Source organism: Nostoc sp. DSM 114159 (assembly GCF_053470285.1).
Map to the genome: position 1 here is coordinate 5,554,854 of NZ_JBPFEH010000001.1, position 22,750 is coordinate 5,577,603.

General features: G+C 43.3%; 20 protein-coding genes and 2 pseudogenes. 14 read left to right on the forward strand and 8 right to left on the reverse strand.

Translation table 11 applies throughout. The features are described 5' to 3' along the window. Nucleotides 1-34 precede the first annotated feature (34 nt). Both ACR5KR_RS23160 and ACR5KR_RS23165 read left to right on the forward strand, forming a co-directional pair. Complete coding sequence (locus ACR5KR_RS23160; RefSeq protein ID WP_448270300.1) at nucleotides 35-190, forward strand: hypothetical protein; 156 nt, start codon at nucleotides 35-37, stop codon at nucleotides 188-190. A 301-nt stretch (nucleotides 191-491) separates the two neighbouring features. Next, entirely contained in the window at nucleotides 492-629 is a 138-nt protein-coding gene (locus ACR5KR_RS23165; RefSeq protein ID WP_448270301.1) for a hypothetical protein, read from the forward strand. 402 nt (nucleotides 630-1,031) lie between these two features. Here ACR5KR_RS23165 and ACR5KR_RS23170 read toward each other — a convergent pair whose 3' ends face one another. From ACR5KR_RS23170 to ACR5KR_RS23180, 3 genes are all read right to left on the reverse strand, one after another. Further along, nucleotides 1,032-1,895 (reverse strand): DUF6671 family protein, encoded by an 864-nt coding sequence (locus ACR5KR_RS23170; RefSeq protein ID WP_445630314.1) that lies wholly within the window; start codon nucleotides 1,893-1,895, stop codon nucleotides 1,032-1,034. Nucleotides 1,896-2,065: 170 nt separating this feature from the next. Beyond that, a complete protein-coding gene (locus ACR5KR_RS23175) occupies nucleotides 2,066-2,266 on the reverse strand; it encodes a hypothetical protein (RefSeq protein ID WP_445632278.1) in 201 nt (66 codons plus the stop codon). A gap of 140 nt (nucleotides 2,267-2,406) precedes the next feature. Beyond that, nucleotides 2,407-2,838 carry a hypothetical protein gene (locus ACR5KR_RS23180; RefSeq protein WP_445630313.1) on the reverse strand — a complete coding sequence of 144 codons (432 nt, stop codon included), beginning with the start codon at nucleotides 2,836-2,838 and terminating at the stop codon, nucleotides 2,407-2,409. Between the two features lie 1,027 nt (nucleotides 2,839-3,865). Here ACR5KR_RS23180 and gnd point away from each other — a divergent pair. From gnd to ACR5KR_RS23240, 12 genes are all read left to right on the forward strand, one after another. Beyond that, complete coding sequence (gene gnd / locus ACR5KR_RS23185) at nucleotides 3,866-4,888, forward strand: phosphogluconate dehydrogenase (NAD(+)-dependent, decarboxylating) (RefSeq protein WP_445630312.1); 1,023 nt, start codon at nucleotides 3,866-3,868, stop codon at nucleotides 4,886-4,888. Between the two features lie 11 nt (nucleotides 4,889-4,899). Further along, nucleotides 4,900-6,279 carry a glucose-6-phosphate dehydrogenase gene (gene zwf / locus ACR5KR_RS23190; RefSeq protein ID WP_445630311.1) on the forward strand — a complete coding sequence of 460 codons (1,380 nt, stop codon included), beginning with the start codon at nucleotides 4,900-4,902 and terminating at the stop codon, nucleotides 6,277-6,279. Between the two features lie 74 nt (nucleotides 6,280-6,353). Beyond that, complete coding sequence (locus ACR5KR_RS23195) at nucleotides 6,354-7,808, forward strand: GMC family oxidoreductase (RefSeq protein WP_448268147.1); 1,455 nt, start codon at nucleotides 6,354-6,356, stop codon at nucleotides 7,806-7,808. A gap of 19 nt (nucleotides 7,809-7,827) precedes the next feature. Continuing rightward, nucleotides 7,828-7,971 carry a hypothetical protein gene (locus tag ACR5KR_RS23200; protein ID WP_448268148.1) on the forward strand — a complete coding sequence of 48 codons (144 nt, stop codon included), beginning with the start codon at nucleotides 7,828-7,830 and terminating at the stop codon, nucleotides 7,969-7,971. Nucleotides 7,972-8,323: 352 nt separating this feature from the next. Beyond that, the gene (locus ACR5KR_RS23205; RefSeq protein WP_448268149.1) at nucleotides 8,324-8,932 is read left to right on the forward strand and encodes a helix-turn-helix domain-containing protein; all 609 of its coding nucleotides are present in this window, start codon (nucleotides 8,324-8,326) and stop codon (nucleotides 8,930-8,932) included. Beyond that, nucleotides 8,932-10,092 carry a phosphotransferase gene (locus tag ACR5KR_RS23210; RefSeq protein WP_448268150.1) on the forward strand — a complete coding sequence of 387 codons (1,161 nt, stop codon included), beginning with the start codon at nucleotides 8,932-8,934 and terminating at the stop codon, nucleotides 10,090-10,092. The genes ACR5KR_RS23205 and ACR5KR_RS23210 overlap by 1 nt, the downstream gene beginning before the upstream one ends. 22 nt (nucleotides 10,093-10,114) lie before the next feature. After that, a complete protein-coding gene (locus ACR5KR_RS23215; protein ID WP_448268151.1) occupies nucleotides 10,115-11,230 on the forward strand; it encodes a T3SS effector HopA1 family protein in 1,116 nt (371 codons plus the stop codon). Nucleotides 11,231-11,653: 423 nt separating this feature from the next. After that, entirely contained in the window at nucleotides 11,654-11,863 is a 210-nt protein-coding gene (locus ACR5KR_RS23220) for a hypothetical protein (RefSeq protein WP_445630302.1), read from the forward strand. Between the two features lie 127 nt (nucleotides 11,864-11,990). Further along, the gene (locus ACR5KR_RS23225; RefSeq protein ID WP_448268152.1) at nucleotides 11,991-12,944 is read left to right on the forward strand and encodes an aminoglycoside phosphotransferase family protein; all 954 of its coding nucleotides are present in this window, start codon (nucleotides 11,991-11,993) and stop codon (nucleotides 12,942-12,944) included. A 17-nt stretch (nucleotides 12,945-12,961) separates the two neighbouring features. Further along, nucleotides 12,962-14,005 (forward strand): T3SS effector HopA1 family protein, encoded by a 1,044-nt coding sequence (locus ACR5KR_RS23230; protein ID WP_448268153.1) that lies wholly within the window; start codon nucleotides 12,962-12,964, stop codon nucleotides 14,003-14,005. A gap of 18 nt (nucleotides 14,006-14,023) precedes the next feature. Beyond that, entirely contained in the window at nucleotides 14,024-15,043 is a 1,020-nt protein-coding gene (locus ACR5KR_RS23235) for a ThiF family adenylyltransferase (protein WP_448268154.1), read from the forward strand. A 63-nt stretch (nucleotides 15,044-15,106) separates the two neighbouring features. After that, entirely contained in the window at nucleotides 15,107-16,036 is a 930-nt protein-coding gene (locus ACR5KR_RS23240) for an MsnO8 family LLM class oxidoreductase (RefSeq protein ID WP_448268155.1), read from the forward strand. Here the strand turns inward: ACR5KR_RS23240 and ACR5KR_RS23245 are convergent. From ACR5KR_RS23245 to ACR5KR_RS23265, 5 genes and pseudogenes are all read right to left on the reverse strand, one after another. Beyond that, on the reverse strand, nucleotides 16,018-16,782 hold the full coding sequence (locus ACR5KR_RS23245) for a peptidylprolyl isomerase (protein ID WP_448268156.1): 765 nt from the start codon (nucleotides 16,780-16,782) through the stop codon (nucleotides 16,018-16,020). The genes ACR5KR_RS23240 and ACR5KR_RS23245 overlap by 19 nt on opposite strands. A 104-nt stretch (nucleotides 16,783-16,886) precedes the next feature. Then, nucleotides 16,887-18,416, reverse strand: a complete 1,530-nt coding sequence (locus ACR5KR_RS23250) for an HlyD family efflux transporter periplasmic adaptor subunit (protein ID WP_448268157.1) — start codon at nucleotides 18,414-18,416, stop codon at nucleotides 16,887-16,889. A gap of 46 nt (nucleotides 18,417-18,462) precedes the next feature. Beyond that, nucleotides 18,463-18,693: pseudogene (locus ACR5KR_RS23255) on the reverse strand (multidrug ABC transporter permease); the annotation flags it as partial. Between the two features lie 24 nt (nucleotides 18,694-18,717). Then, a pseudogene (locus tag ACR5KR_RS23260) lies at nucleotides 18,718-19,783 on the reverse strand (IS630 family transposase). Then, nucleotides 19,669-22,686 (reverse strand): peptidase domain-containing ABC transporter, encoded by a 3,018-nt coding sequence (locus tag ACR5KR_RS23265; RefSeq protein WP_448268158.1) that lies wholly within the window; start codon nucleotides 22,684-22,686, stop codon nucleotides 19,669-19,671. Before ACR5KR_RS23265 ends, ACR5KR_RS23260 begins: the two are co-directional and overlap by 115 nt. Nucleotides 22,687-22,750: the final 64 nt, after the last annotated feature.

Genomic DNA, 22,750 nt, shown 5'->3' on the forward strand with positions numbered 1-22,750 from the left:
GACTCCAGGCACAGGCTCTGAAGAGATATGGTTATTGCCGCGATCGCAGTTTTGTTTCCTGTGCGGAACTGGCTTACGTAATAGTTGCACCCAGTGTAATGAACCAATTACATCATTAACGCCAAATTTTTTGACTGGGATGGTTGCAATTCTCTCTCGAGAGTTAGTCAAGTGTAGAGGTAGTAATTAAACTAAATATTTTGCCGTATTAATTTTTTGTATATTTTATTATATAAAACTTAAGTACAAAGTGGGAAAGTGGGTTTAGTAAAACGTTTTATAGTAACCCTTGATTCTGTTGTTGATATCCTGTACATTAGTAAGTACTATTATATAATCAGTATAAAACTATACAAATGCGCTTAATGTAAATTAAAAAAAAGGTGGAGAAGTAAAGCGTTTAGCTTACGAGGTAGCTTGAACTTTTAAACTCTCTATGCTGTGCAGTTATCCGAGGTAGTGCAATCAACCAAGATGGACGTAGTAATGGACTGGCTGCTCCTAATCTGCAAGCACAACAGGCACTACTACAGCAAGTTTATCAAGATGCCAGCAAGATCCACAGGAAGACAAGTTCAGTAGACCGCAACTATGGGGTAGCCTGCGAAGTTTATTTACCGTCCGGCTGATGTTTGTTGGTTTTTGGAGTTTATTAATAAGCTAAATTTATCATTTATCCAAGTCTTTCAGCTTTTGCACTTTCTCCAAAAACGGTATCACAGACTACTATTTTTTAGCGATGGCTGCGCCCGCCGAAGGCATCGCAAAACTTTTCGGTCTACTGACAATGGCTTCATGTTGCAAATTCTTTTGTTGCAATATAAGAAACCACAATTTTAACTGCGCTGAACATTCATTAGTGATTGTTTTGTCAAGTTATGCAAACAGATTTTAATACTAGTTCATCAGGTAGTGATTGACCATAGCAGTATTTTAGGTGTTAAGCGATGGATGCCTACGGCGGCAAGCTACGCACCCCCAGCAATCGCAATTTTGACCAATCCCCCACATCCTCCCCGTGTAGAGATAACCTACGGATTACAGTACATACATTGGGCTGGATTCGCAAATTCCATACCATTAGGAAATAGTTTCTCTTGATTAAAACCACATTTTTTACATTGATAAATTGCGGTCAGTGGTAAGGTGGTTGGGAGCTGACAAAATTCACAGGGTAATCCCTTAATTATTTCAGTTATTTCAAAACCAGGGGTATTACATTTTGGGCAACAACTACTAATTTTATTGATTAAATTATGGGTAGCTTTTGCAATATTTTTCATCCGAGTGGGATTATACATCGCCCGCATATCTGTCTCAATATTTACCTGACTATTTGGTGAATTATGTAATGCAAAATCAACTAATGTTATCAAATCTATTTCTTTTGTAATACCTTTCGTTATCTCATTACGTCTCTTTTCTAAGTTTTCAAACCAGACAACTAATCCATGTTCTGGAAAACCAACTTTTTTAGCAAAAATATACGCCTCTTCTAAATTTGTTATAATTTGATGATTAAAGTTAGTATCTGTAGAAATTTCCTGACCAATAATTTCTAGATTGTTGATTTTATCTAAGAAAAAAACTATTTCTCTATTACAGTAAATGTAAGGAACTAATGGATGGGGTGTAAAACTACCTTCGCTGGCGATCGCTAAATTTTCTCCTGTGAATTCTAAAGCTTTCTCTGCTTTGAATTTAGCTGCGGCGATTTGTGTTCCCGGACGTTTTACTTCTCTAGTAAATGTGCCAAAAATATCAGTATTAAAATCCTGTGGTACTATAACGTTGATACCTAACTCTTGTTCTAATAGTGGAGCAATTACCTTTTCTTTTTGGTGCATTGTCGCCAACACAGCCAGACGATCGTTAAATAATTGCTGGTCATTCATTCTGCGCTAATCCCTATTAGTTAAGTTTGTAGCTTTTCGTAATTTTAAAACGGCTGATTCTTCTGATTTTATCACCGCAAACTAGCTTGAGCTTCTTAAGAGCAAGCGTACTGGCAGCGATGCCTGCGGTGGCCACTGAGCTTTGCCGAAGTGCGGGCTAGGGCGTGTTTTCAAACTCGTTGTATCCTAAAAAATAGGCGAACGCAGGCATAGTGTGTTGATGAATCGAGGTGAGTTAAGTAACGAGCAGTGGGAGAAGTTAAAACTGCTACTTCCACATCGATTAACTTATGTCGCTTCGTGCGGTCTATGCGTGGGTCTGACATCTGTGCAAAATGGTCAGCAATGGTGATTTTGGGCTTGAGCTTCACGCTTTTTTTGGGGGCTTTACTCTACTTATGACTTTACCATTACAGTCCAATTAATAACCCTCACTCAAGCCAGCGATCGCTCCTGATGCCCTTTTCTAGTTTTTTTGTACTACTTTGTACACACCTTACCTACCACTTTGTCAATATTTAGATGCGTTTTCCCTGGTAGACCCATCTATTACTTTCACATTTCGTCCACACCATAAATATTCTGTAGTTACTTTTTGTTCTAAGCTTTGTCCAGTCTCACGAAAAAGTTTTTGTAATAATATTTCTGGTAATCTCGACCAAGCTTGACAATAGGCACTTGTATCAGTTGATGGGATTTCTACTCCTTCTCCTGCCAAAGAAGCAATGATTTTACTCACCGGATTATGACAACTTTTATCAGTATCCAAAACTTGAGATAAAAACGCCCAAAGCGTTACTATTGGGTCAAATAATCGCTGATAATATCTAATGTTTAGCTCCTTCATTACTTGTTCAATTATACTTGTTGGTAACAACTCTTTAAAAGGTAATCCCAAAGATGAATTAAATTTATCCTTGAGGATTTGTATTAGTAGTGTCACAGTAGTATTTATGATGTTTGCTTGCTCGTCTCAAGGAAAGTATTCCATGAACGAGTAAGCTTTTCCTATCTAAAAATTTTTGGGACAACCCGTACATCTTTGCACTGTCTGGAGTTAGGCATCGTCTAGTTTACCGCCGCAAGCATCCCAACAAGGCGGGCGCTTACGCCAGGAGCAAACTTTATTAGCGATCCCAACACTTCATCAACGACAATCGCCTGCCCCGTCCCTACACTGTTTAAATCTGTAGCACCTATCCTGTATAGCTTAGAGCTTTTCTTAGTGCTATTCCGCTCGAGCAGAATGACCAAACACAAGTGTTAGAGAAGCAGAACTAAGCATGACGGCCAAACTAGTTCCAGTTAACCAGGTAGTTCGGGAAAATAGAGAAGTAGAAAGTTTTTGGATATACATTGTGTGTTTTTCCTGCCTTGATGGCAAATAATTTGAGATGAACATCAATACATTGACTTATAGTTTGGTGTTGAAAGTTTTATGCAACTGCCCATCATTCACGTTTAAATTTGGTATCGGAACTATGTTCCTAAATTAAGCTACAGTGGTTTAGAGAGAAGTTACGGAAATTTTTTAGCGCGAAAAGAATTTTAAACCAACCTTTAAAAGAAGAGATACAACAACTAGAGAAATATACAATAAAAATTTTCTTGCCTATAACCTATTGCCTGATTCCAACGATAATCATTGACATCAACTTATACCAACAACGGATAGCTGGTATCCTTTGAGACTTATGAAACTACCTGATGGTAAGGATTTTCTATTTAAAATCCCAAATTGGTATGATTTATTTTTTGGAAGTCCCTGAGTATAATTCTGACTGGCGTCGCGCTTTCTGATACCTAATGAATATTAATTATCGCGATCGCCTTGATTACCAGTTTGTTATTGAGCAGTAAAATTACACTTGCTTTAACTCAGTCTGAGCGTAAGTGTCTCAACAGAGGAATAGCAGCAAGCGTGGCTGCTATTGAACGCAAAAAGCTGAAAACCAGGAGGCGAAAAACCTATGGAACTTGGAATGATTGGACTCGGACGTATGGGCGCAAACATGGCACAGCGTTTGATGCGTGCTGGGCATCGTGTAGTCGGCTATGTCCGCCGTACTGAGAAATTGGAGGCAATGGTCAGCGAAGGTGTAATTGCAGCCGGAGCAAGCTCAATCGCCGATCTAGTCAGCAAGTTATCTAAACCCCGCGCCCTTTGGTTGATGGTGCCTGCGGCTTCGGTGGATGAAACCATTGAAACGCTCATTGAGCTACTCGAACCAGACGACATTATTATAGATGGCGGTAACTCATACTACCACGATGACATTCGTCGAGCGGCCACACTCAAGGAGCGAGGCATTCACTACGTTGATTGCGGTACGAGTGGAGGTGTTTGGGGATTGGAGCGGGGTTATTGCTTGATGATAGGTGGCGAACCAATGGCCATCAAACGCCTCGATCCCATTTTTGCAACTCTAGCTCCGGGTGTAGGAGCAATTGAACGCACTCCAGGACGAGACAAGGCAGGCGGTACTGCCGAGCAAGGCTATCTCCACTGCGGGCCCATCGGTGCGGGACACTTCGTCAAAATGGTGCACAACGGTATTGAATACGGGGTGATGGCGGCGTATGCAGAAGGGTTGAATATTCTTCACCACGCCAACGTCGGCAAGAATCAGCGCGAGATCGATGCTGAAACCACACCATTAAGGAATCCAGAGCATTATCAGTATGACTTTAATCTCGCAGATATTGCCGAAGTCTGGCGTCGGGGTAGTGTAATTGCTTCCTGGCTATTGGATTTGACAGCGATCGCCTTATTGACAAGCCCGAATTTAGAAGAGTTTGGCGGTCGCGTATCGGATTCTGGCGAAGGTCGTTGGACAGCGATCGCGGCGATCGATGAATCTGTACCAGCTCCGGTGTTAAGTGCAGCGTTGTTTGCTCGCTTTAGCTCCCGTGGCGAAGCAGACTTTGCCGACAAACTTTTGTCAGCCATGCGCTATCAGTTTGGCGGCCATCATGAAAAAGCTAATTCCTAAAGAGGTTAGTCATGGGAACTCCTGATTCAGACGCACTAGTATTTTTTGGGGCAACAGGTGACCTAGCCTACAAAAAAATCTTCCCCAGCCTTCAGGCAATGGTACGGCGGGGTCATCTCAATGTCCCAGTCATTGGCATTGCCGGACGACCTTGGACGACGGAGCAACTTTGCCAAAGGGCACGCGAGAGCTTAGAACATCATGGCGGTGTAGATGCAACCGCATTTGAGAAACTTTCGGCACAACTCCAATACGTTGCAGGTGACTACAACAAACCAGAAACTTACGAAAAATTACGTCAAGCCCTTGGTGATGCAACCAGTCCCCTCTACTATTTGGCAATTCCACCGAGTCTGTTTGCACAAGTAGTGTCAGGATTGGGCAAATCAGGCTGTGCTAAAAATGCGCGGGTGGTAATTGAAAAACCATTTGGACGGGATTTGCAATCAGCACGCGAGTTAAATCAAATTCTGGCATCAGTTTTTCCCGAATCATCCATCTATCGCATCGACCATTACCTGGGCAAAGAACCACTGCTGAATTTACTCTATTTTCGGTTTGCCAACTCTTTTCTGCAACCGATCTGGAATCGCAACTACGTTGAAAGCATCCAGATTGTGATGGCAGAGGACTTTGGCATTCAAGGACGGGGGCGCTTTTATGAGGAGACTGGTGCGATTCGGGATGTAGTGGAAAACCACATGCTGCAAGTATTGGCTTCAGTGTGCATGGATGCTCCCGCTAGTACGGCTTTTGATGCCATCCGCGATGAAAAAGAGCGTATTCTTAAAGCTATACCTTCACTGCAACCTAATGAGATTATTCGCGGTCAATTTCGCGGTTACCGCAACGAAGAAGGTGTTTCTCCTGACTCCCAAGTAGAAACTTTTGCTGCCGTGCGGTTATTTATTAATACCTGGCGGTGGTCAGGAGTTCCTATATACATCAGGGCTGGGAAGAATTTGCCTGTTAAAACTACTGAGGTGATGGTCAAGCTCAAGTGCCCGCCTTTAGATGTCTTCCAAGAAGGAGGAAAAGAAAACACTAATTATGTTCGTTTTTTACTCGATCCGGAGGTAATTGTGGGATTGGGCGCTCGCGCTAAAATTCCTGGAGAAGATATGACAGGCTCTGCCCTTGAACTCCTAGCCTTTTACGGAGGTGGCGACGAGATGGAACCATACGAACGTCTATTGGGTGATGCCATGCGGGGCGATCCCACCTTATTTGTACGGGAAGATACCGTGGAAGAGGAATGGCGGATTGTCCAGCCAATTCTCGATAACGTCACACCTGTTTACGAGTATGAACCAAATACATGGGGCCCGGCTGAGTCAGATAAACTGCTCTTACCAAGCGATCGCTGGTACAATCCTTTGCCAAGAGAGTAGCAGATATTGCTCAGAAATCAAAAATGGTTGTTATTGTAAGCAATAGGCAATGGCATAGGTAAGAGATCGAGGTAATGGCACAAATGTCTGCGAGGGTGCAGGAAAAGGAGACAAATCCAGCGATTGAGGCTGGCTTTCGCAGCGTTTTACCTGTCCCTTTCCTTATCCCGAACTCAGGTTACCTAAATAACCGTAAAATCTATTGTCCGCGTGGAAAAGCCTTAGGCGGCACCAGTTCAATCAACGCCATGATTTATATTCGCGGCAATCGGTATGATTACGATCGCTGGCAAGAATTAGGCAATCCTGGTTGGAGTTACCAAGATGTGTTGCCCTACTTCAAGAAATCTGAAAACCAGCAGCATGGCGCGTCTGAATTTCACGGGGTCGATGGATTGCTGAGTGTCACAGATCCCTTGGCACCTGCCCTAACATCATATCGATTTATAGAAGCAGCAGTTGCACTTGGCTATGAGCTTAATCCTGATTTTAATGGCGCACAACAAGAAGGTGCAGGACTTTATCAGTTAACTATTAAAGAGGGGAAGCGGCACAGTACAGCAGCAGCGTTTTTAGTACCAATTTTGAATCGCCCTAACTTAACCGTTACTACTGGTGCGTTAGTCACTCGGTTATTGTTTGAGGGAACACGCACTATTGGAGTGGAATATCTGCACGAGGGAACGATACATCAAACCTTTGTGAATCAGGAAGTAATTCTTTCTGCTGGCGCGTTCGATTCTCCCAAACTACTCATGCTTTCTGGAATTGGCAATGCAGAACATCTGCGTGAGCTAGGCATTCCTGTAGTTGTTGATTTGCCTGGTGTCGGTCAAAACCTCCAAGACCACCTGACTGTCGCCGTTGCACATCAAGCGACTCAGGATTTAGAACCTGCTCCAACTAGCAATATCGCCGAAGCTGGATTGTTCCTGCATACTGAAGGTCGTTTAGATGTTGCGCCAGATTTACAGTTTTTCTCTGGCCCTGTTTTGTGGACACATCCTGCATACGCCCGCCAAGTCCCTGGATTTGCAGCTACAGCCTGTCTGACAAATCCCCAAAGTCGTGGTAGTGTCACCTTGCGTTCTGCTTCCCCCCATGACTCACCCGTAATTCGGATGAATTGTCTTCAAAGTGAATCCGATTTGCAAAAGCTGGTTGCAGGAATCAAAATTCTCCGTCAAATATTTCAATCAAATGCATTTGATGACTTCCGAGGTGAGGAAGCTGCTCCCCTTACTGATGTAACTAGTAATGAAGCACTGGCAGCTTACGTCAGAGAAACCTGTGATACTGTATACCATCCCGTCGGCAGTTGTAAAATGGGAACCGACTCCGATTCAGTGGTAGACCCCGAACTGCGGGTACATGGTGTTGAGGGTTTGCGCGTTGTAGATGCATCAATTATGCCAACTATCACCACGGGAAACACTAACGCACCCACCATTATGATTGGCGAAAAAGCAGCAGATTTAATTAAAGCTAGCGATCGCGTTTCAAAGCAGGCAGCTTTAACAACTGTGTAGACACTGGGAGCGGCGAATCATGACCCAGAAAAGTTTGACTCGCCGGAACTTTTCAATATTACGCGATCGCCTGAAATATCTTTCTTTATTCCAATACCGTTGCCAAATTAAGAGGGTTCAACGCCACAAGAAACGGGATGAGTCACGAAGAGGGGTATTTTAGCGATGGCTACGCCCGCCGCAGGCATTGCTCGTTTTTTGTCTGACTTGAGAAAATCGTGTTGCTCCCAGTCACTCTTCGTCTGTGAGGCTGCTAAAGTATGGTATAACTGCTGGATACAACTTATTTGCGGTAACTTTACTTCAACACAGTGAAAGATGTCAAATGGGTTCTATGGTTTTGCCCGACCCTACTAAGTTTATTAAGAGCTTTATTGCAAATTACTTCATCAGATAGAAGTAAAAACATAGCAGAGCACATTTAAATTGCATTAATCTCAAATCCCAAAATAGTAAATTAATGGAAAACTTTAACTTGTTACAAAGTTTTGTATCAAGCAGTTTGATTTGATTATATGTCTCATAACCGAGCAAAAACTGATGTTAAAGGCCAGGACAACCCAATAGGTAAATTTTTAACAGCGTTTCAGCGCAAAATGCTGCAAAAAAGTTTGCAAGACGATTTACCTGAGTCTTATCGCCAGCGCATTGAAATTATGTTGCTAGCAGACCAGGGTAAATCTCAAACCGAAATATGTCAAACCTTGGGGTGTTGTCCAGCAACAGCAAGGCATTGGATGCACATAGTACGTAGTGGGATGGCGCACCAATGGCAGGAGTCTGCAATTGGTCGTCCTAAAGTAGTGAATGAGGAATATTTGGAGCGTTTGAAAGAACTGGTAATCCATAGTCCCCGTGATTATGGATATCCATTTGGGCGCTGGACAGCGCAATGGTTAAGCAAGCACCTAGAGAAAGAGTTGGGGATTTCGATCGGCGATCGCAATATTAACCTTTTGCTTAAGAAGATGGGGCTTTCGACTCGAAGAAAATGCGAAACAGTAGACAAAGTAAGCGATTCGTCTCGCATCGCAATTCGCGATCTCGAATCTTCCTTTGAGCCTAATGTCCTCTGTTCGCTCAATTTGATTAACTCCAATAACAATAGCAATTTAGAAGTATAATGACACTGCTTTTAAGCTCCCAAAACGTAGGTGATTATTTATTTCAGCTGGGTCTTTGTACCCAAGAAGAACAAACCCAGCTTCAGATTGAGTTAGTAGCTGCCAAGAATTTTAACTTGAGAGTGAGTTTACCAGATGGTTCTAAACTCCTTGTCAAGCAAGAGCGGCACTATCAGGATGGGAAAACATTTGGTGAGTTTTTGGGAGAATGGCGAGTTCAAGAGTTCTTAAACCAATTTCCAGAACTGGATCAGCTTCGCCCATTGCTGCCGATAGTGCTTAATTTTGACCCAGAGAATTCGATTATTGTCTTCAGGTATCTGGATGACTATCAAGATTTGACTGATTTCTACGCTCAGGAAAAGAACTTCCCAAGCCAAATCGCCTCTGCAATTGGCACTGTTTTAGCTACTATCCATCGTGCCACCCTCAATCGTCAGAACTATCAAGAATTCCTCCATCAAAATCAAAAGGATGTCCTCACTGGTCATGTGCCTAACTTGATTCGGGGGCTGGAACGGATTGGACCGGAAATTTTTGGAGGAGTGCCCGTAGATGCGCTAAAATTCTTTTCGCTCTATCAGCGCTACGATAGCTTGGGGGCAGCGATAAGAGAACTGGGCAGCGCTTTCGCTCCTTGTTGCCTGACGCACCATGACCTGAAGTTGAACAATATTCTCTTGCACACCAATTGGGAACAATCGAGTGACAGCATTGTGCGCTTAATTGACTGGGAGCGCTGTAATTGGGGAGACCCAGCTTTTGATTTGGGAACACTTATCGCCAGCTATCTGGAAATTTGGTTAAATAGTTTGGTCATCAGCAATGCACTCAGTATTGAAGAATCTCTGCGCCTAGCGGCGACTCCCCTTGAGGTGCTTCAGCCTTCGATCGCTGTCCTGACCCTAGCTTATTTCGACACCTTCCCAGAAATCTTACAACAGCGCCCTGATTTCTTGCGGCGTGTGGTGCAATTTGCAGGTCTTGTATTGATTCAACAGATTTTGGCGATGATTCAGTATCAGAAAACCTTCGGCAATATCGCAATAATCATGCTTCAGGTAGCTAAGACGTTGTTATGCCGTCCAGAACAATCCATGTCAACGACTTTTGGCACTGCTGCTGCTGAATCTGGACGTTTGAACTGTACTGCTGCTTAAGATGTTTAGTCGCAACTCAACTATGACACAATTACTAGATTCTCTAATTCAACAGCCAGATGTAGCAACTAAGCGAGTGCTGGATGCTCTGCAAGAAATTGCGAGCAAGGTTCAGATCGAGTCTGACTTCAGCATTCGTCATCCAGATTACAAGCCCTTTGAACTGCCAGCAGAGGCGATCGCCCGCTTTCAACAAATCCCTGTAGAGATTCAGCGCAAATATGTGAGCTTGCAACTGCGCTCTTTTCTGTACGGCATCTATTACAACGGTGGTATGCGAACTACCCACGCAAAACTAACAGATTCCAATCCTCTGCCACTGGATCTAGAGAACAATACTTTTTTGGGAGTAGACTTGGGTTTTTACAATCGCTTGCACGAAAGTAATAGCGGCACTGGCTACTTTGACTCTTGTTGGTATGTTCTCTGGGAAGAAAGTGATGGCAGCGTAGCTGTGACTAAGAATGGTCTTCGGTTGCATATTGAGCGCGATCGGCATCTGCAATCAGCACAAGCTACTGTTGTAGTGGGTGAAGAGGTGGCTATCCGTATGCCGAAAAATCTGCTCCAAAGCGGTTTTTATGTGGCGGTGGGCAATGCAGGACCAATGCGTCTCGATTTAGAGGGTCATCAGCAGACTGTGCGAATCTACTTCAATTTGACTTCAGAAGGTGCAGTTGCGGTTATGAGTGCTCTCACGCAGCATCTGAACGAAATGGCTATTCCTTTTAACTTCAAGGTTTTGTACAACCCAGCTGATTACAACCGGTACGACTCAGGAGTTTTATACTTTGACAAGAGCGACTATGAAGCGATCGCCTCTGTGATTGAGACAGTTTACCAATTGCGATCGCATTTTCGGCCAGAAGTTCCCCTATTTACCAAGCTGCTTGCACCAGGGTTGGGGTTAGCAGAAGAACCAGACCACAAGTTTACTGACCGAGAAAGCTTTGGGATGAATCGGTGTCAGATTGTCGCTAATGGATTGCTGGAAGCTTGCGACAAAGGGGATGACTCACCAGAGGGGAGGTTGACCTCTATTTTTGAGCAATTCTCCCGACTGGGAATTGACTGGCAGCGTGCCTACCTCAATGCCAACTCTGAAGACATCTATGCACCAATCAAGCTATGCGATTGATACTTCCAAATCTCTAAATAAGTCGTTTGTAGGGGCACGATATATCGTGCCCCTACTTTTTTAGTTCAGCGAGGATTATTAAGAGAAATAATTGCTTTAGTTATTTCTCTTACTATCAGTAGATACATTTATGATTACTTTAATCTTTTCTCATACTTTCGGCTTAGATACTTATTAAATGCATCTAACTTAGAAAATGTTTTTCACAAATAATCCTCGTTATCAGGAATATCTAATCAGGTAACTTATGGCTTAATAAAGTTGTTACTAACTGGAATTTCAACAATAAATATAGATATTATGTCCGAAAAGTCAGTCAATAATGCTTGAAGTTTAGAAGGTAAATTCTTAGTATGTAATTAAGCAATCAAACAGAAGTGTTTGAGCCAAAACTAAAAAACATTGATTTCAAGGAGAACACAAATGGCTGATATTACTGTTAAGGATTTAAAACCCGCAGGAACTGAATTGTTTTTCAACGATCCGGAAAGTTTTATTACTGAAATCGGTTCTGAGGATATTGCTAATGTCCAAGGTGGTAGCATAGGTATAGGTGGTAGCATAGCTTGTAATGTAGGTGGTAGCATAGCTTGCAGTGTGATCATTATTGGCAACACTTGCAGCCGAACCTAAATATTGTATCTAATGCTCATTTGCTTGTTAGTCGCAATCGAGCTTTTATCTAAAGTGGGAGTAAGATTTATAATTTTTATCTTTACTCTCACTTTTATATTAGACGCGATCTAAAGAGGATACACTTATGAAAACCATACTAAACTATAAAAATATCTATCAATACTTGCTTAATAGTTGTATTTGCCCAGAAGAAATAAAAACTATTTCACTAGAATATATAAAGCTAGATAATTTTTACAGGCAAGAGAAAGCTTTTCCCTCTACCATTGCTGCCCAATTAGGGACTACTTTAGCAAGGCTACATCGTGATAGCCTGAATCATCAGGAATTATACCAATTCATTGCTGAAACAGATCCTGGTAAATTAGGTTATCAAAATCCTAATTATTGTGCTCAACTCCTAAACAGGATTGAGCCAGAATATTTCAGTCATTTTACTCAGGAAAGCATTATTTTTTTCAAAAATTATCATCGCCATGAAAGTTTTACATCAGCAGTAGCGGAGCTTACTCTCAATCAACATCGCTGCTGCCTGACATATAATACCCTCAAGTTAAATAACATTTTAATATCCAGGGATTGGGAGAAACTAATTTCTCAAACAGAACAGTCAAATCAAGGCATTATTAAGTTGATTAACTGGGAAAACTGGAGTTGGGGCGATCCAGCGTTTGATCTGGGAACAGTGATTTCTAACTATTTACTAATATGGCTTAACAGTTTAATTGTGCATCCGGTTATTGAACTGCAAAAATCTCTGCAAATGGCAACAATACCTTTAGAGGTACTTCACCCCTCAATTGTAGCTCTTACCCAGGCGTATCTCAGTAGTTTTCCCATTCTAGATTACTATCCTAACTTTATGGCGCGAGTTATTCAGTTTGTCGGTCTTGGCTTGCTGTATGAAATTGTAGAAATAAGTCAGTGGCAAAAAAACTTTAATAATAGAGGTCTTTGCATACTTCAAGTTGCTAAGAGCTTATTGTGTCGTCCAGAACAATCATTTAACGCTGTTTTCGGGATGGCAGAATCAGAAATAACTAATTTAACTAATTTAGAGCCATCCTCTATTAAATAGCTTCAAGAGTAACTTTTATGCAACTGCTACAGTCCCTTCAAGACATTGCTACTCAGGTTCAAATTAAATCTGACTTTTGTGTCAGTCATCCTAATTACAAAGTAGAGCATCCAGCCGAGGTAGTAGCCCAGTTGCAACAATTACCTCAAGAAACTCAGGCTAAGATCCTGAGTTCAATGCTGCGAGAATTTATATATGACATTTACTACAACGGTTCACTTGTAGGAGAAGCAAGTGAAGCAGTGATGGCTGATTTTTCTGTCTTAGGGGATAAAACTGTTGCAGGAATAGATTGGGAATTTTGCGAACAACTAGATAAGAGTAATAAAGGGAAAGGTTTCTTTGAGTCGGGATATCGCGTGTTAAAACAGGAACCAGATGGTAGTCTCTTAGTAGAAAAGCAAGGCATGGGTACGAGGATACATATCCAGCCAAACCGCCATCTCCAATTAGTAGATCAAAAAGCAGCTATAGGGGACTTGGTTGTAGTCACTATGCCCCATAATTTATTTCAACTTCGATGCTATGTGGCAGTTGGAGATGTAATTGGTAATAGCAAAAAAGAATACTCTAAAGTTATAATATTCTTCAACTTCAGCCCTGAAGGTGCAGTTGCCGTCATGGAAAGTTTAACGTCGCAACTGAACAAATTTAAAGTACCCTTCGGCTTCTATGTTTTAGACAACCCTTTGCATTTTGGACGCTATGATTCAGGAATTCTCCGAGTTCCTGTAGATAGCTACGAATTAGTTCGGTCAGTTTTACAGACTGTTTACGCAGAAAACAAATCGCACTTTCAGCCGCAGGTTCCTTTGTTTACTAAGGTACTTGCACCGGGACTGGCTTTAGCAGAAATGCCTAAATCTAAAGAAGATTTTGGTAGCATCCGTTGCCAACTTATTGCCAATGGTTTAATGGAAGCGAGGCTCAAGGGTGATGAATCAAAAGAAGCTAGGATGACACATATACTCCAACAGTTCGAGCTTCAAGGAATAGACTTAAAACATCCCTACCTCGACCCTAACTCTGAAGATATTTACACACCATTCGACTTCTTCTAAGATAAATTTGCTAACTATATGAATATATTGAATAAATTCCAAACAGGAATTGTTTTAAAACATAGCACATCTTTATCGTTCATATCTGAGGAACAAAAAACCATATTGAGCAATGGTCTGCGACATTTCATACTATCGAATATCCCTGACCAGGTAGTGCAAGCTTTAAAGCAAATGGTCGCAGGAACACAACTTGAGAAATTAGCCACTTTACTACCTGGGGATAGGCTGGAGAAACTTATTTCACTTCTGGATTCAAAGGGTGTAGTACGACCTTTGTATGAAAATGACTTTAAGGAGACGCGGTTTGAGAAGCAAGTGGAGTTTTTCTCAGATTTCGTTGAAGACCCCAATACTGCACAAGAGAGGCTTTTAAAACAGTTAGTATGTATCATCGGTTGCGGTGGAACCGGAAATATTGCAGTTCAACATTTAGTAGCTGCTGGCGTTAAAAACTTTATATTGATTGACGACGATCTTGTGAACATAACAAACTTTAATCGCCAGTTTTGTTTTAGCCAAGCTGACATCAATACGCCGAAGGTTGAAGCACTGCGTAACTACATTTTAGCGAGAGACCCTGAGATAAAAATTCATATTCGTAAACAAAAAATTAATTCTCTGGAAAGTTTATACCAAGCTTTAGAGGGCTTAAAAAAGCCGGATTTTATTGTGTGTTGTGCTGATACCCCACCAATTACCATTCAGATATTGGTCGTACAGTATTGCCTACAGGAAAATGTAGCGTGTACGTTCTCAGGAGTGAGAGTTTATGATGGCTTAGTAGGTCCACTCTTGACTGAGAAGAGCCATATGGAAAAATTTATTCAGCACAATCAACAGATAGAAAAGCAGCAATATGAAAATTCTCCGACAGTTATATCGTCGTCGATTTCATACCTCAATACAATGATCGCAACCTTAATGATCGCGGATGCGATCGATTTGCTTGCTGGTATTAAAAAGCCGCTCTCTCTGAACACGACCTTACAGTACAATGCTGACCAGGCGAAGATGGTTACGATTGCTGAGTGGTAGGAGTTGATTTACCAGGTCTGTGACAAAAACAATCCGGGCTACTACTATCAGGTTACTTAATTTATGAGCGAAAAACTTAGTCTTGGTGTTCTCGATTTCTGCGATTCAATCACTACGACAATTAGACTTGCTCCCCGGATTGAAGCTTTTGGATATTCCCGCTATTGGCTAGCAGAGCATCATGGTGATGGTCTTGCCAGTCCGGAACTGTTAATTCCTATTCTTGCGGGACTAACTAAGAGGATTCGCGTGGGAATGGCTGGAGTTCTTCTTTCCTTCTATAGTCCCTTAAAGGTAGCCGATAATTTTAAGTTGCTCGAATTATTATTTCCCCAGCGCATTGACTTAGGGATTGGTCGTGGTGGCGCAGATCCATTGACAACTCAAGCTCTTCTTGACGGTAGAACTAGGGAACTGGATCTCGACCTTTACAAAGAGAAAATAGAGTACCTGATAGACTACTTGCAGGGAAATTCACAGGTGCGGGCAACACCTGCTATCTCTACCTACCCGGAGGTTTGGGTTCTCGGTACCGGGTTCAATAGTATGCATGTAGCTGCACATAAAGGTCTTGCCTACAGCCATTCGCTCTTTCATCGAGGATGTCTTGATGACCCCAGTATCCTCAAACAATACCGAGAAACTTTCCAGCCCCACGGTGAAAAAGTCCTAACCCCCCGATGTAACATAGCCGTGGCAGGCATTTGCGCGGACACTGAAGCTCGGGCATACGAATTACAACAACAGCACGCCAACAATTTTGTTATGCTCAACATAGTAGGTACTGCCAATCAGTGTAAAGAGAAGTTGCTGGCGTTGCAAGAGCGTTATGACGTTAACGAAATCATCTTTTTTGATGTCTGCCGGGAATTTAATGACCGCTTACGTTCTTACGAATTGCTTGCTGGTGAGCTTAGATTAACAAGTGTGTCTGCCCAAACCAAAGAGTTGGCAGTACACGCTTCTAACAACTCCTATGGAAGTGCCACTTGAGTACGATCGCAATTAAGCTGCGTCACGATTTCTAATTCCGCAATTTGTTGCTTTAACCAAACTCCAAACAAATCTGCCAAAATTTTAACACGCAGCTGCTCGTTTAATTTGGCTTCAATAATTTCCTCAACCAAAATTATATGCACCCCTTTTGGCGTAATTATCGGCTTGAGGATTTGTGGTGGAGTGGCGGCAAACACCGCTGCTGCAATCTCCGGTCGGAAATCTTGGCGGCGTTGTATTCCGCGATATCCCCCGGCGCGGCGGATTTCTGGTTCTTCAATGTATTGGCGGGCGATTTCTTGGAAACTAATTTCGTCTTCTTTTAAGGCACAAAACAGTTCCAGAGCCAAGTCTTCATCATCCAAAATTACTTCATAAGTGACCGCTCCGGCATAATCGAGTTGGTGTTCATAAAAGAACGGTTCAACTTGCTCTGCAAATAGATGTGTCGCTAATTTGTTAGAGAGCTGGTTTGTGTATGCCAATGCTTCAAACTCATCTAGGGAAAGATGATGTTTTTCCAGCCATGCCCAGGTATCTTCAGCTTTGAGGAGTTTATTGGTTAACCGCAAGTTATCTGCTGCCTGCTGAAGTTCTTCTAGTTCGAGTTTAATGCCTACTTTCTCGGCAGTATCGGTAATAATTTTGCGACAGGCGATCGCTTCTACTAAACCAGGAAATTGAGCGGAAATTTTGATTTGATAAAGGATGTCTTCGTTGGATACATTGATCGATTTTGACATATTGCAATTCCTCCCATAATCAATGGATTTTGTTATTTGTTCAGTGCCCTTTATTTTGTAATTAACTAAGGACTAATCTACAGACGTTGCATACAACGTCTCTACTAAAGCTCTAAACCGCCTTTTTGCAACTTCTTAAACGGATCTAAGATTAAGTCACTCACACGACGCTGCCGAATAATCACCTCAGCAGTCGCTGTCTGACCTGGCGTTATTAAGATACGTTTGTTGCCATTTTGGATATACGGCTGCTGTAGGGCAATATCCAAGTCAAAAGTTTCTATCTTGCCAGAGTTAGTTTCTTTAACTTTCGAGTCTGGTGAAATATGACTGACGCGCCCAAGCATTACTCCGTAATCTTGGAAGGGATAGGCATCAAACTTGATTTTGACCCTCGCTCCCACCTTCAAGAAGCCACTCTGTTGGCTAGGCATCTCAGCTCTTAGTACAAAAGGAGATTCCTTGGGGGAAATTTGAGCAATCATCTGACCGGGTTGTACTACAGACCCTGGCTTGTCGATGGGCAACGCAAAAATTGTGCCATCAATAGGCGATCGCACTACTCGTTGCTGTAACTGGAAATTTAAGGATGCGATCTGGCTTTTGATTTGAGCAATCTCTGATTGCAGCGCTGCAATTTGTGATTGCAGGTCTTTTAGCTGTTCGACCGTTTTCAGCACAGCCAGTTCGCCTGTATGAATCAAGCTATCTTGGTTACGTTGCTGCTCTTGCAAGCGGAGTTGCGCTTGCTGAATATCCGCCTCTGCTTGATTAATAGACCTCTGATAACTGTTTTGTTGCTCTTGCAAGCCCGACTGAGCCTGAGCTATCTCCGACTTTGCTTGTACTAGGTTTTGGTAGTTTTCTTTGACCGACTGTTCCACTTCTAAAAATCGATCTTGTGCAATTGCACCTTCTTGATAAACTTTTTTATATCGTGGTATTTTTTCCTTGGCACCCTGGAAACGAACTTGGGCTAACTCGCGGGCTGCCTTGCTTGAATCAACCGCTTGCCGCGCCTGATTGACTTTAGCGAGTTTTTCTTCTTTTTGTAAGTTGTAGGCACTCTTGAGAGTATCAAGGTTCTGTTGCGCCTGCTGCACTTGCGCCAGTTTTTCTGATTGTTGCGCTTGGTTTTGCTGCTGCTGGGTACGAATAGTCAGCTGCAATTGATTTTTGAGGAGTTCGAGTTGCCTCTGCTGATTTAATTGCCCAGAAAGCTTTGCCTGCGCTTGCTGCAAATCGGTTCGCAGTAAATTAGATTCCAGTTCGAGCAGAGTTTGCCCTGCTTTGACAGTTTCACCTTCTTTTACTCTCACAGCGATCACGTTTCCTGACGCTGGAGAGTCTATTCTTTGCGTTGCGCCTAATGGTTCAATACGTCCTCTGGCGCTTCCTGTTTCATCCACCTGAGAGAGCATCGCCCAAGGTAAGGCGATCGCTGTAAAGCCTACGATCAAATACAGCATTGAACGCGTCCAACGCCGAGGCAAGGCATCCAGTAGTTCCTCGGTGCCGTAAAACCAATCGCTGGTTTGAGTTTGTGCTGGCGATCGCTCTTTAACCTCACTAGAATCTTCAGCTGACTTAGGTGCATTGACTAGGGATGATGAATTACGAGATGGGTTAGGCATAGTTTTTTAGGAGTGAGGGGTGAAAAGTCATAACTCATAACTTTTACTAAGTTTGAGCCAACTGTTGCTGGTTGAGGTAGTAGTAATGACCTTTTTTGGCGATTAATTGCTTGTGAGTACCGCTTTCGACCAATACGCCGCCGCGATCTAAAACCAGGATCAAGTCTGCATTACGCACGGTGGAAAGACGATGAGCGATTATTAGGGTTGTCCGCCCTTTGAGAATGGTGTTGAGGTTGTTTTGAATGATCCGTTCGGATTCAGCGTCGAGGTGATATGATGTCCGGCTAATTAACCATAATTAAGCTGCAAATTCAGACCACCAGTAAAAATTGGTTAAACCGCGAATGAGATCGGGACGGTCAATAATTTGGCGACAGCGCTCAAATAAAGCCTCCTCAACCCGATCCAAATTTTCAAAACTACGATTGGCAATTGGTTCATTGGTAAGTGTCCATAGGCGCTCTGCGGGTTGTAATTCTGGTGAGTGGGACGGTAGAAACAAAAGATGAATACCCTCTGGTACAGAGACTTGATTGCTTATGTGCCATCCGGCTTGATCTAGAACTAAAACAACTTGTTTGGTTTTACCAACATTAAAGTGACGAGCAAAATCTTGAAGTACGCGAGTAAACAATTCGATATTGACATAGGGTAAAATCCACCAATACGTTTGCCCAGATTTGGGGTGAACAAAACCATACAACCACAACCATTGAAATCGCCAGTTGACATTTGCAATCGGTACTGCCAATTCATCAACCCAAATACGACGAATCACTGGTTTGAGTCCAACACGATGTTCATCCATTGCCCACACTTCCACGTCGCAATCTGGGTTTGTTCGTTTGATCTGTTCGACTTCGTTGACCAAATTTTTTTTTCCATTCCTCTTGTTCAGTAGGACTTGGTTGAGTATGTTCAGGGCGAGGAACTCGCAATCGGTAGCGCATTTGTTTAAGATAATCCCATCCTCGCTGACGACTGACACGACGACCAATCAGCCTCCCAATCCAGTCTGCTACTTTACGACCGTTCCACAGTCCCCCTTCAATTGGTGGTTCCTGCAATGCTTGCCACAGATAAGCTTGTTGCACATCATCAAGCAATGGTTCGATACCACCTTGATTGTGATTGCGCTGGTCTCCCAATGTTTGTGGACCAATGCGGTTATAGCCCCAAACCAATTCATAAATCCAGCTACGACTGTATCCCGTCGCTGTGGCTACTTCTGCGGTACGCAATCCTTTGGCTAGTAACCAAATAATTTGATAATGTGTTCGCTCGACTGGTTCTTTCGCTTGGCGGTATCGGATCTCCAACTCTTCGAGGCTAAGATGCCCCTCGATTGTGATTCGTTTTGGCATGGCGATCGCTCTTGTACTACACCCTTCATCTTTATTATGGTTGATTGCCCGGACATCATATGACTGGTTGCTTCATCAAAAATTAATAAGCGGGGATTCCCAAGCAAAGCACGGGCGATCGCTAACCTCTGGCGTTGTCCCCCAGATAACATCCCGCCACCTTCACCGATTTGGGTTTCATAACCCATTGGCAATTGCTTAATAAATTCGTCTGCTCCAGCCAGACGCGCTGCCTCAATAATCTCCTCAAGAGTGGCTTGTGAATGAGCGATGCTTAAGTTTTCCCGAATCGTACCGCCAAACAAAAAGGTATCTTGATCGACAACACCAATTTGAGAACGGAGCGAGTTCAGGGAAATGCTTGTCACATCTTGACCGTCGATCAACACATTGCCATCTGTCGGCGGATATAAACCCAAAATCAACTTGGAAAGGGTAGTTTTCCCAGAACCGCTACGTCCCACCACCGCCACAGTTTGCTCTGGCAGTACCTCAAAACTGAGATTTTCCAGCACGTTAATATCGCTTTCTGGGTGATAGCGGAAAGTGACATTATCAAAGCGAATTCTCCCTTGAAGTCTGGGTAAGTACTGGCGGGGTTGATGTTGTAAATCTTCTTCTGGCTCCGCCTCAAGGACATCATTAATCCGCTCACTAGAAACAATCACTTCCTGCACTTGATTCCACAGCACTGCCAGCCGTTGGAAAGGATGAATGATGTTGCCCAACAACATATTGAAAGCAACTAATTGTCCAATGGTGAGTTGGTTTTGAATCACCAGCCATGCCCCAAACCACAGCAATGCTGTAGTGGCAACCGATTCGATAGAGGAACTGAAAATTTGCAGGCGGTTAGCAATCACCTGCCCACCAAAGCTTTTTTTAATCAAACGATGGAGCTTTTCCTCCCAATGCCAGCGCACTGTCTGCTCAACTGCCATTGAGCGGACAGAGCGAATCCCTGTGAGGGCTTCAATCAGATAACTGTTCTCATTGGCTGCGGCACTAAAAATATCTCTGGCGATGCGACGCAAGAAAGGCGTTGTCATCAGCGCCAGTAGAAAAAATAGCGGTACAATCACCAGCACCAGCAATGCCATTTGCCAGCTGTACCACAACATCAATCCCACATAGATAAACACTGTCAGCAAATCGAGAATGATTGACAATGCTTCTCCGGTGAGGAAGCGCTGAATTTTCTGATTTTCTTGGACGCGAGAAACAATATCGCCAACGTAACGCGACTCAAAGAACGCCAGTGGCAGCCGGAAGGTATGTTTAATAAAACCTACCATCAGCGCTACTCCGATGCGGTTGGCAGTGTGATCCAGCATATATTGCCGCAGTCCGTTCGTGGCGACGCGGAACAAACCAAAAATTAGCAACCCTAACCCGACGGCGTTTAAAGAGAGGGTGCTGCCTTGGACAATCACTCGATCCAACAGCAGTTGGGTGAATAGTGGCGTCACCAGTCCAAACACCTGAATAAACACAGAAGCGATGAACACTTCTAGCAGTACTATCCAGTGGGGTTTGATTAACTCAAAAAACTGCCAGAATGGTTGAGTTGCTTCCTGGCTTTCTTTGAGTAGGGCTGTGGGTTGCAATAACAATGCATACCCAGTCCAACCTGCATTGAATTCTCTATTTGTGAGGGTGAGTTGACCAAGGGCCGGATCGCCTACAATCACCTGCTTTTTGGTAATTTCATAGACGACAACGTAATGTCTGCCTTCCCAGTGGGCGATCGCAGGCAGGGGTTGTTGTGCCAATTTGTCAAGGCTGGCTTTTACTGGACGAGTAGAAAAACCGATGGTTTCTGCCGCAGCAGCTAGACCTTTTAGTGATGCCCCGCTCCGACTCGTGTTAGTTAAATCTCGCAGGCGATTTACCGACAAGTGCTTGCCCCAATAGCGACTTATCATCACAAGAGTTGCTGCACCACAGTCAGAGGAGCTTTGTTGTGCAAAGAACGGATAGCGCTTGGCGATCCTTCTCCACCAATGCCCCACCGTCACCTTGGGACTGGGAAAGTAGGCTCCTCGTTTCTTTTGCTTTTGTTTTGGCTCTGAAACTGGCTGCGGAAATGGAATAACATTACTCTCATTCTTCAATCCTTCTGGGAAAGATGTGCTATGAGGCATCTGTTGGTCATCTGAGGCGGTAATTGAGTCAGAGTCAACCAATGCCAACTCAGGCCAGTGCTGGAGTGCTGTTTGCCAATCAGCATTGCTGAGACTGTACAGAATTGTTGGTTGCACTGCCTGCCAAATACCTTTTCCAACAGCGCAGATATTCGCAGGTGTCAAGGATTGACCGGATGAATGTTGCAGTTCTCCCCGGCGCAGCAGCCACAGTTTGCAATCTTGGGATAATGTTGGACTCAGGGTGCCAATCTCCAGATTGTGCCGCGAGAAATAAGATAAGGCTCGGAGCATTTCCTCAACAGAAGTGTTGCGAGGAAGTTGATTCTCGCGGCAACACAACAGCAGCAAATCCCAAAGTTCTGCTTTGCGGTATAAGCGATCGCTCAGACTGACATATTTGCCCATCAAAGGTTGCAAAATTTCATCCTTGAGATAGCAAAGCTTTAAGCTTGTAGAAGCTCTAGCGGTGTAAGGTTGAAAGACATCTTCTGGAAACAGAGTCATTTCGCCGAATGATGCCCCGCTTGTTAGGGTAGTGATTAAGTTATTAGAGCCATCCATTAGTCTGACTTTACCCGCAACGATGATGTAGATCCCACCCTTTGCGGTTTCTGCTTGCCAAAACTGCTTTGCTACTGGTGGCTCGACGATTTCCACCGCATTGACACAGTTTGCCAGTTCATTTGATGAAAGCGAATTACCCAAGCTAGCGGTAATTTTTTCACTAAGCTGTTCCTGGGAAAATACTAATGGCATTCCCTCACCTCCAACACACAATTATTTCTTGGTCTAAATCAAATTGAATGACTAATGGTAACTA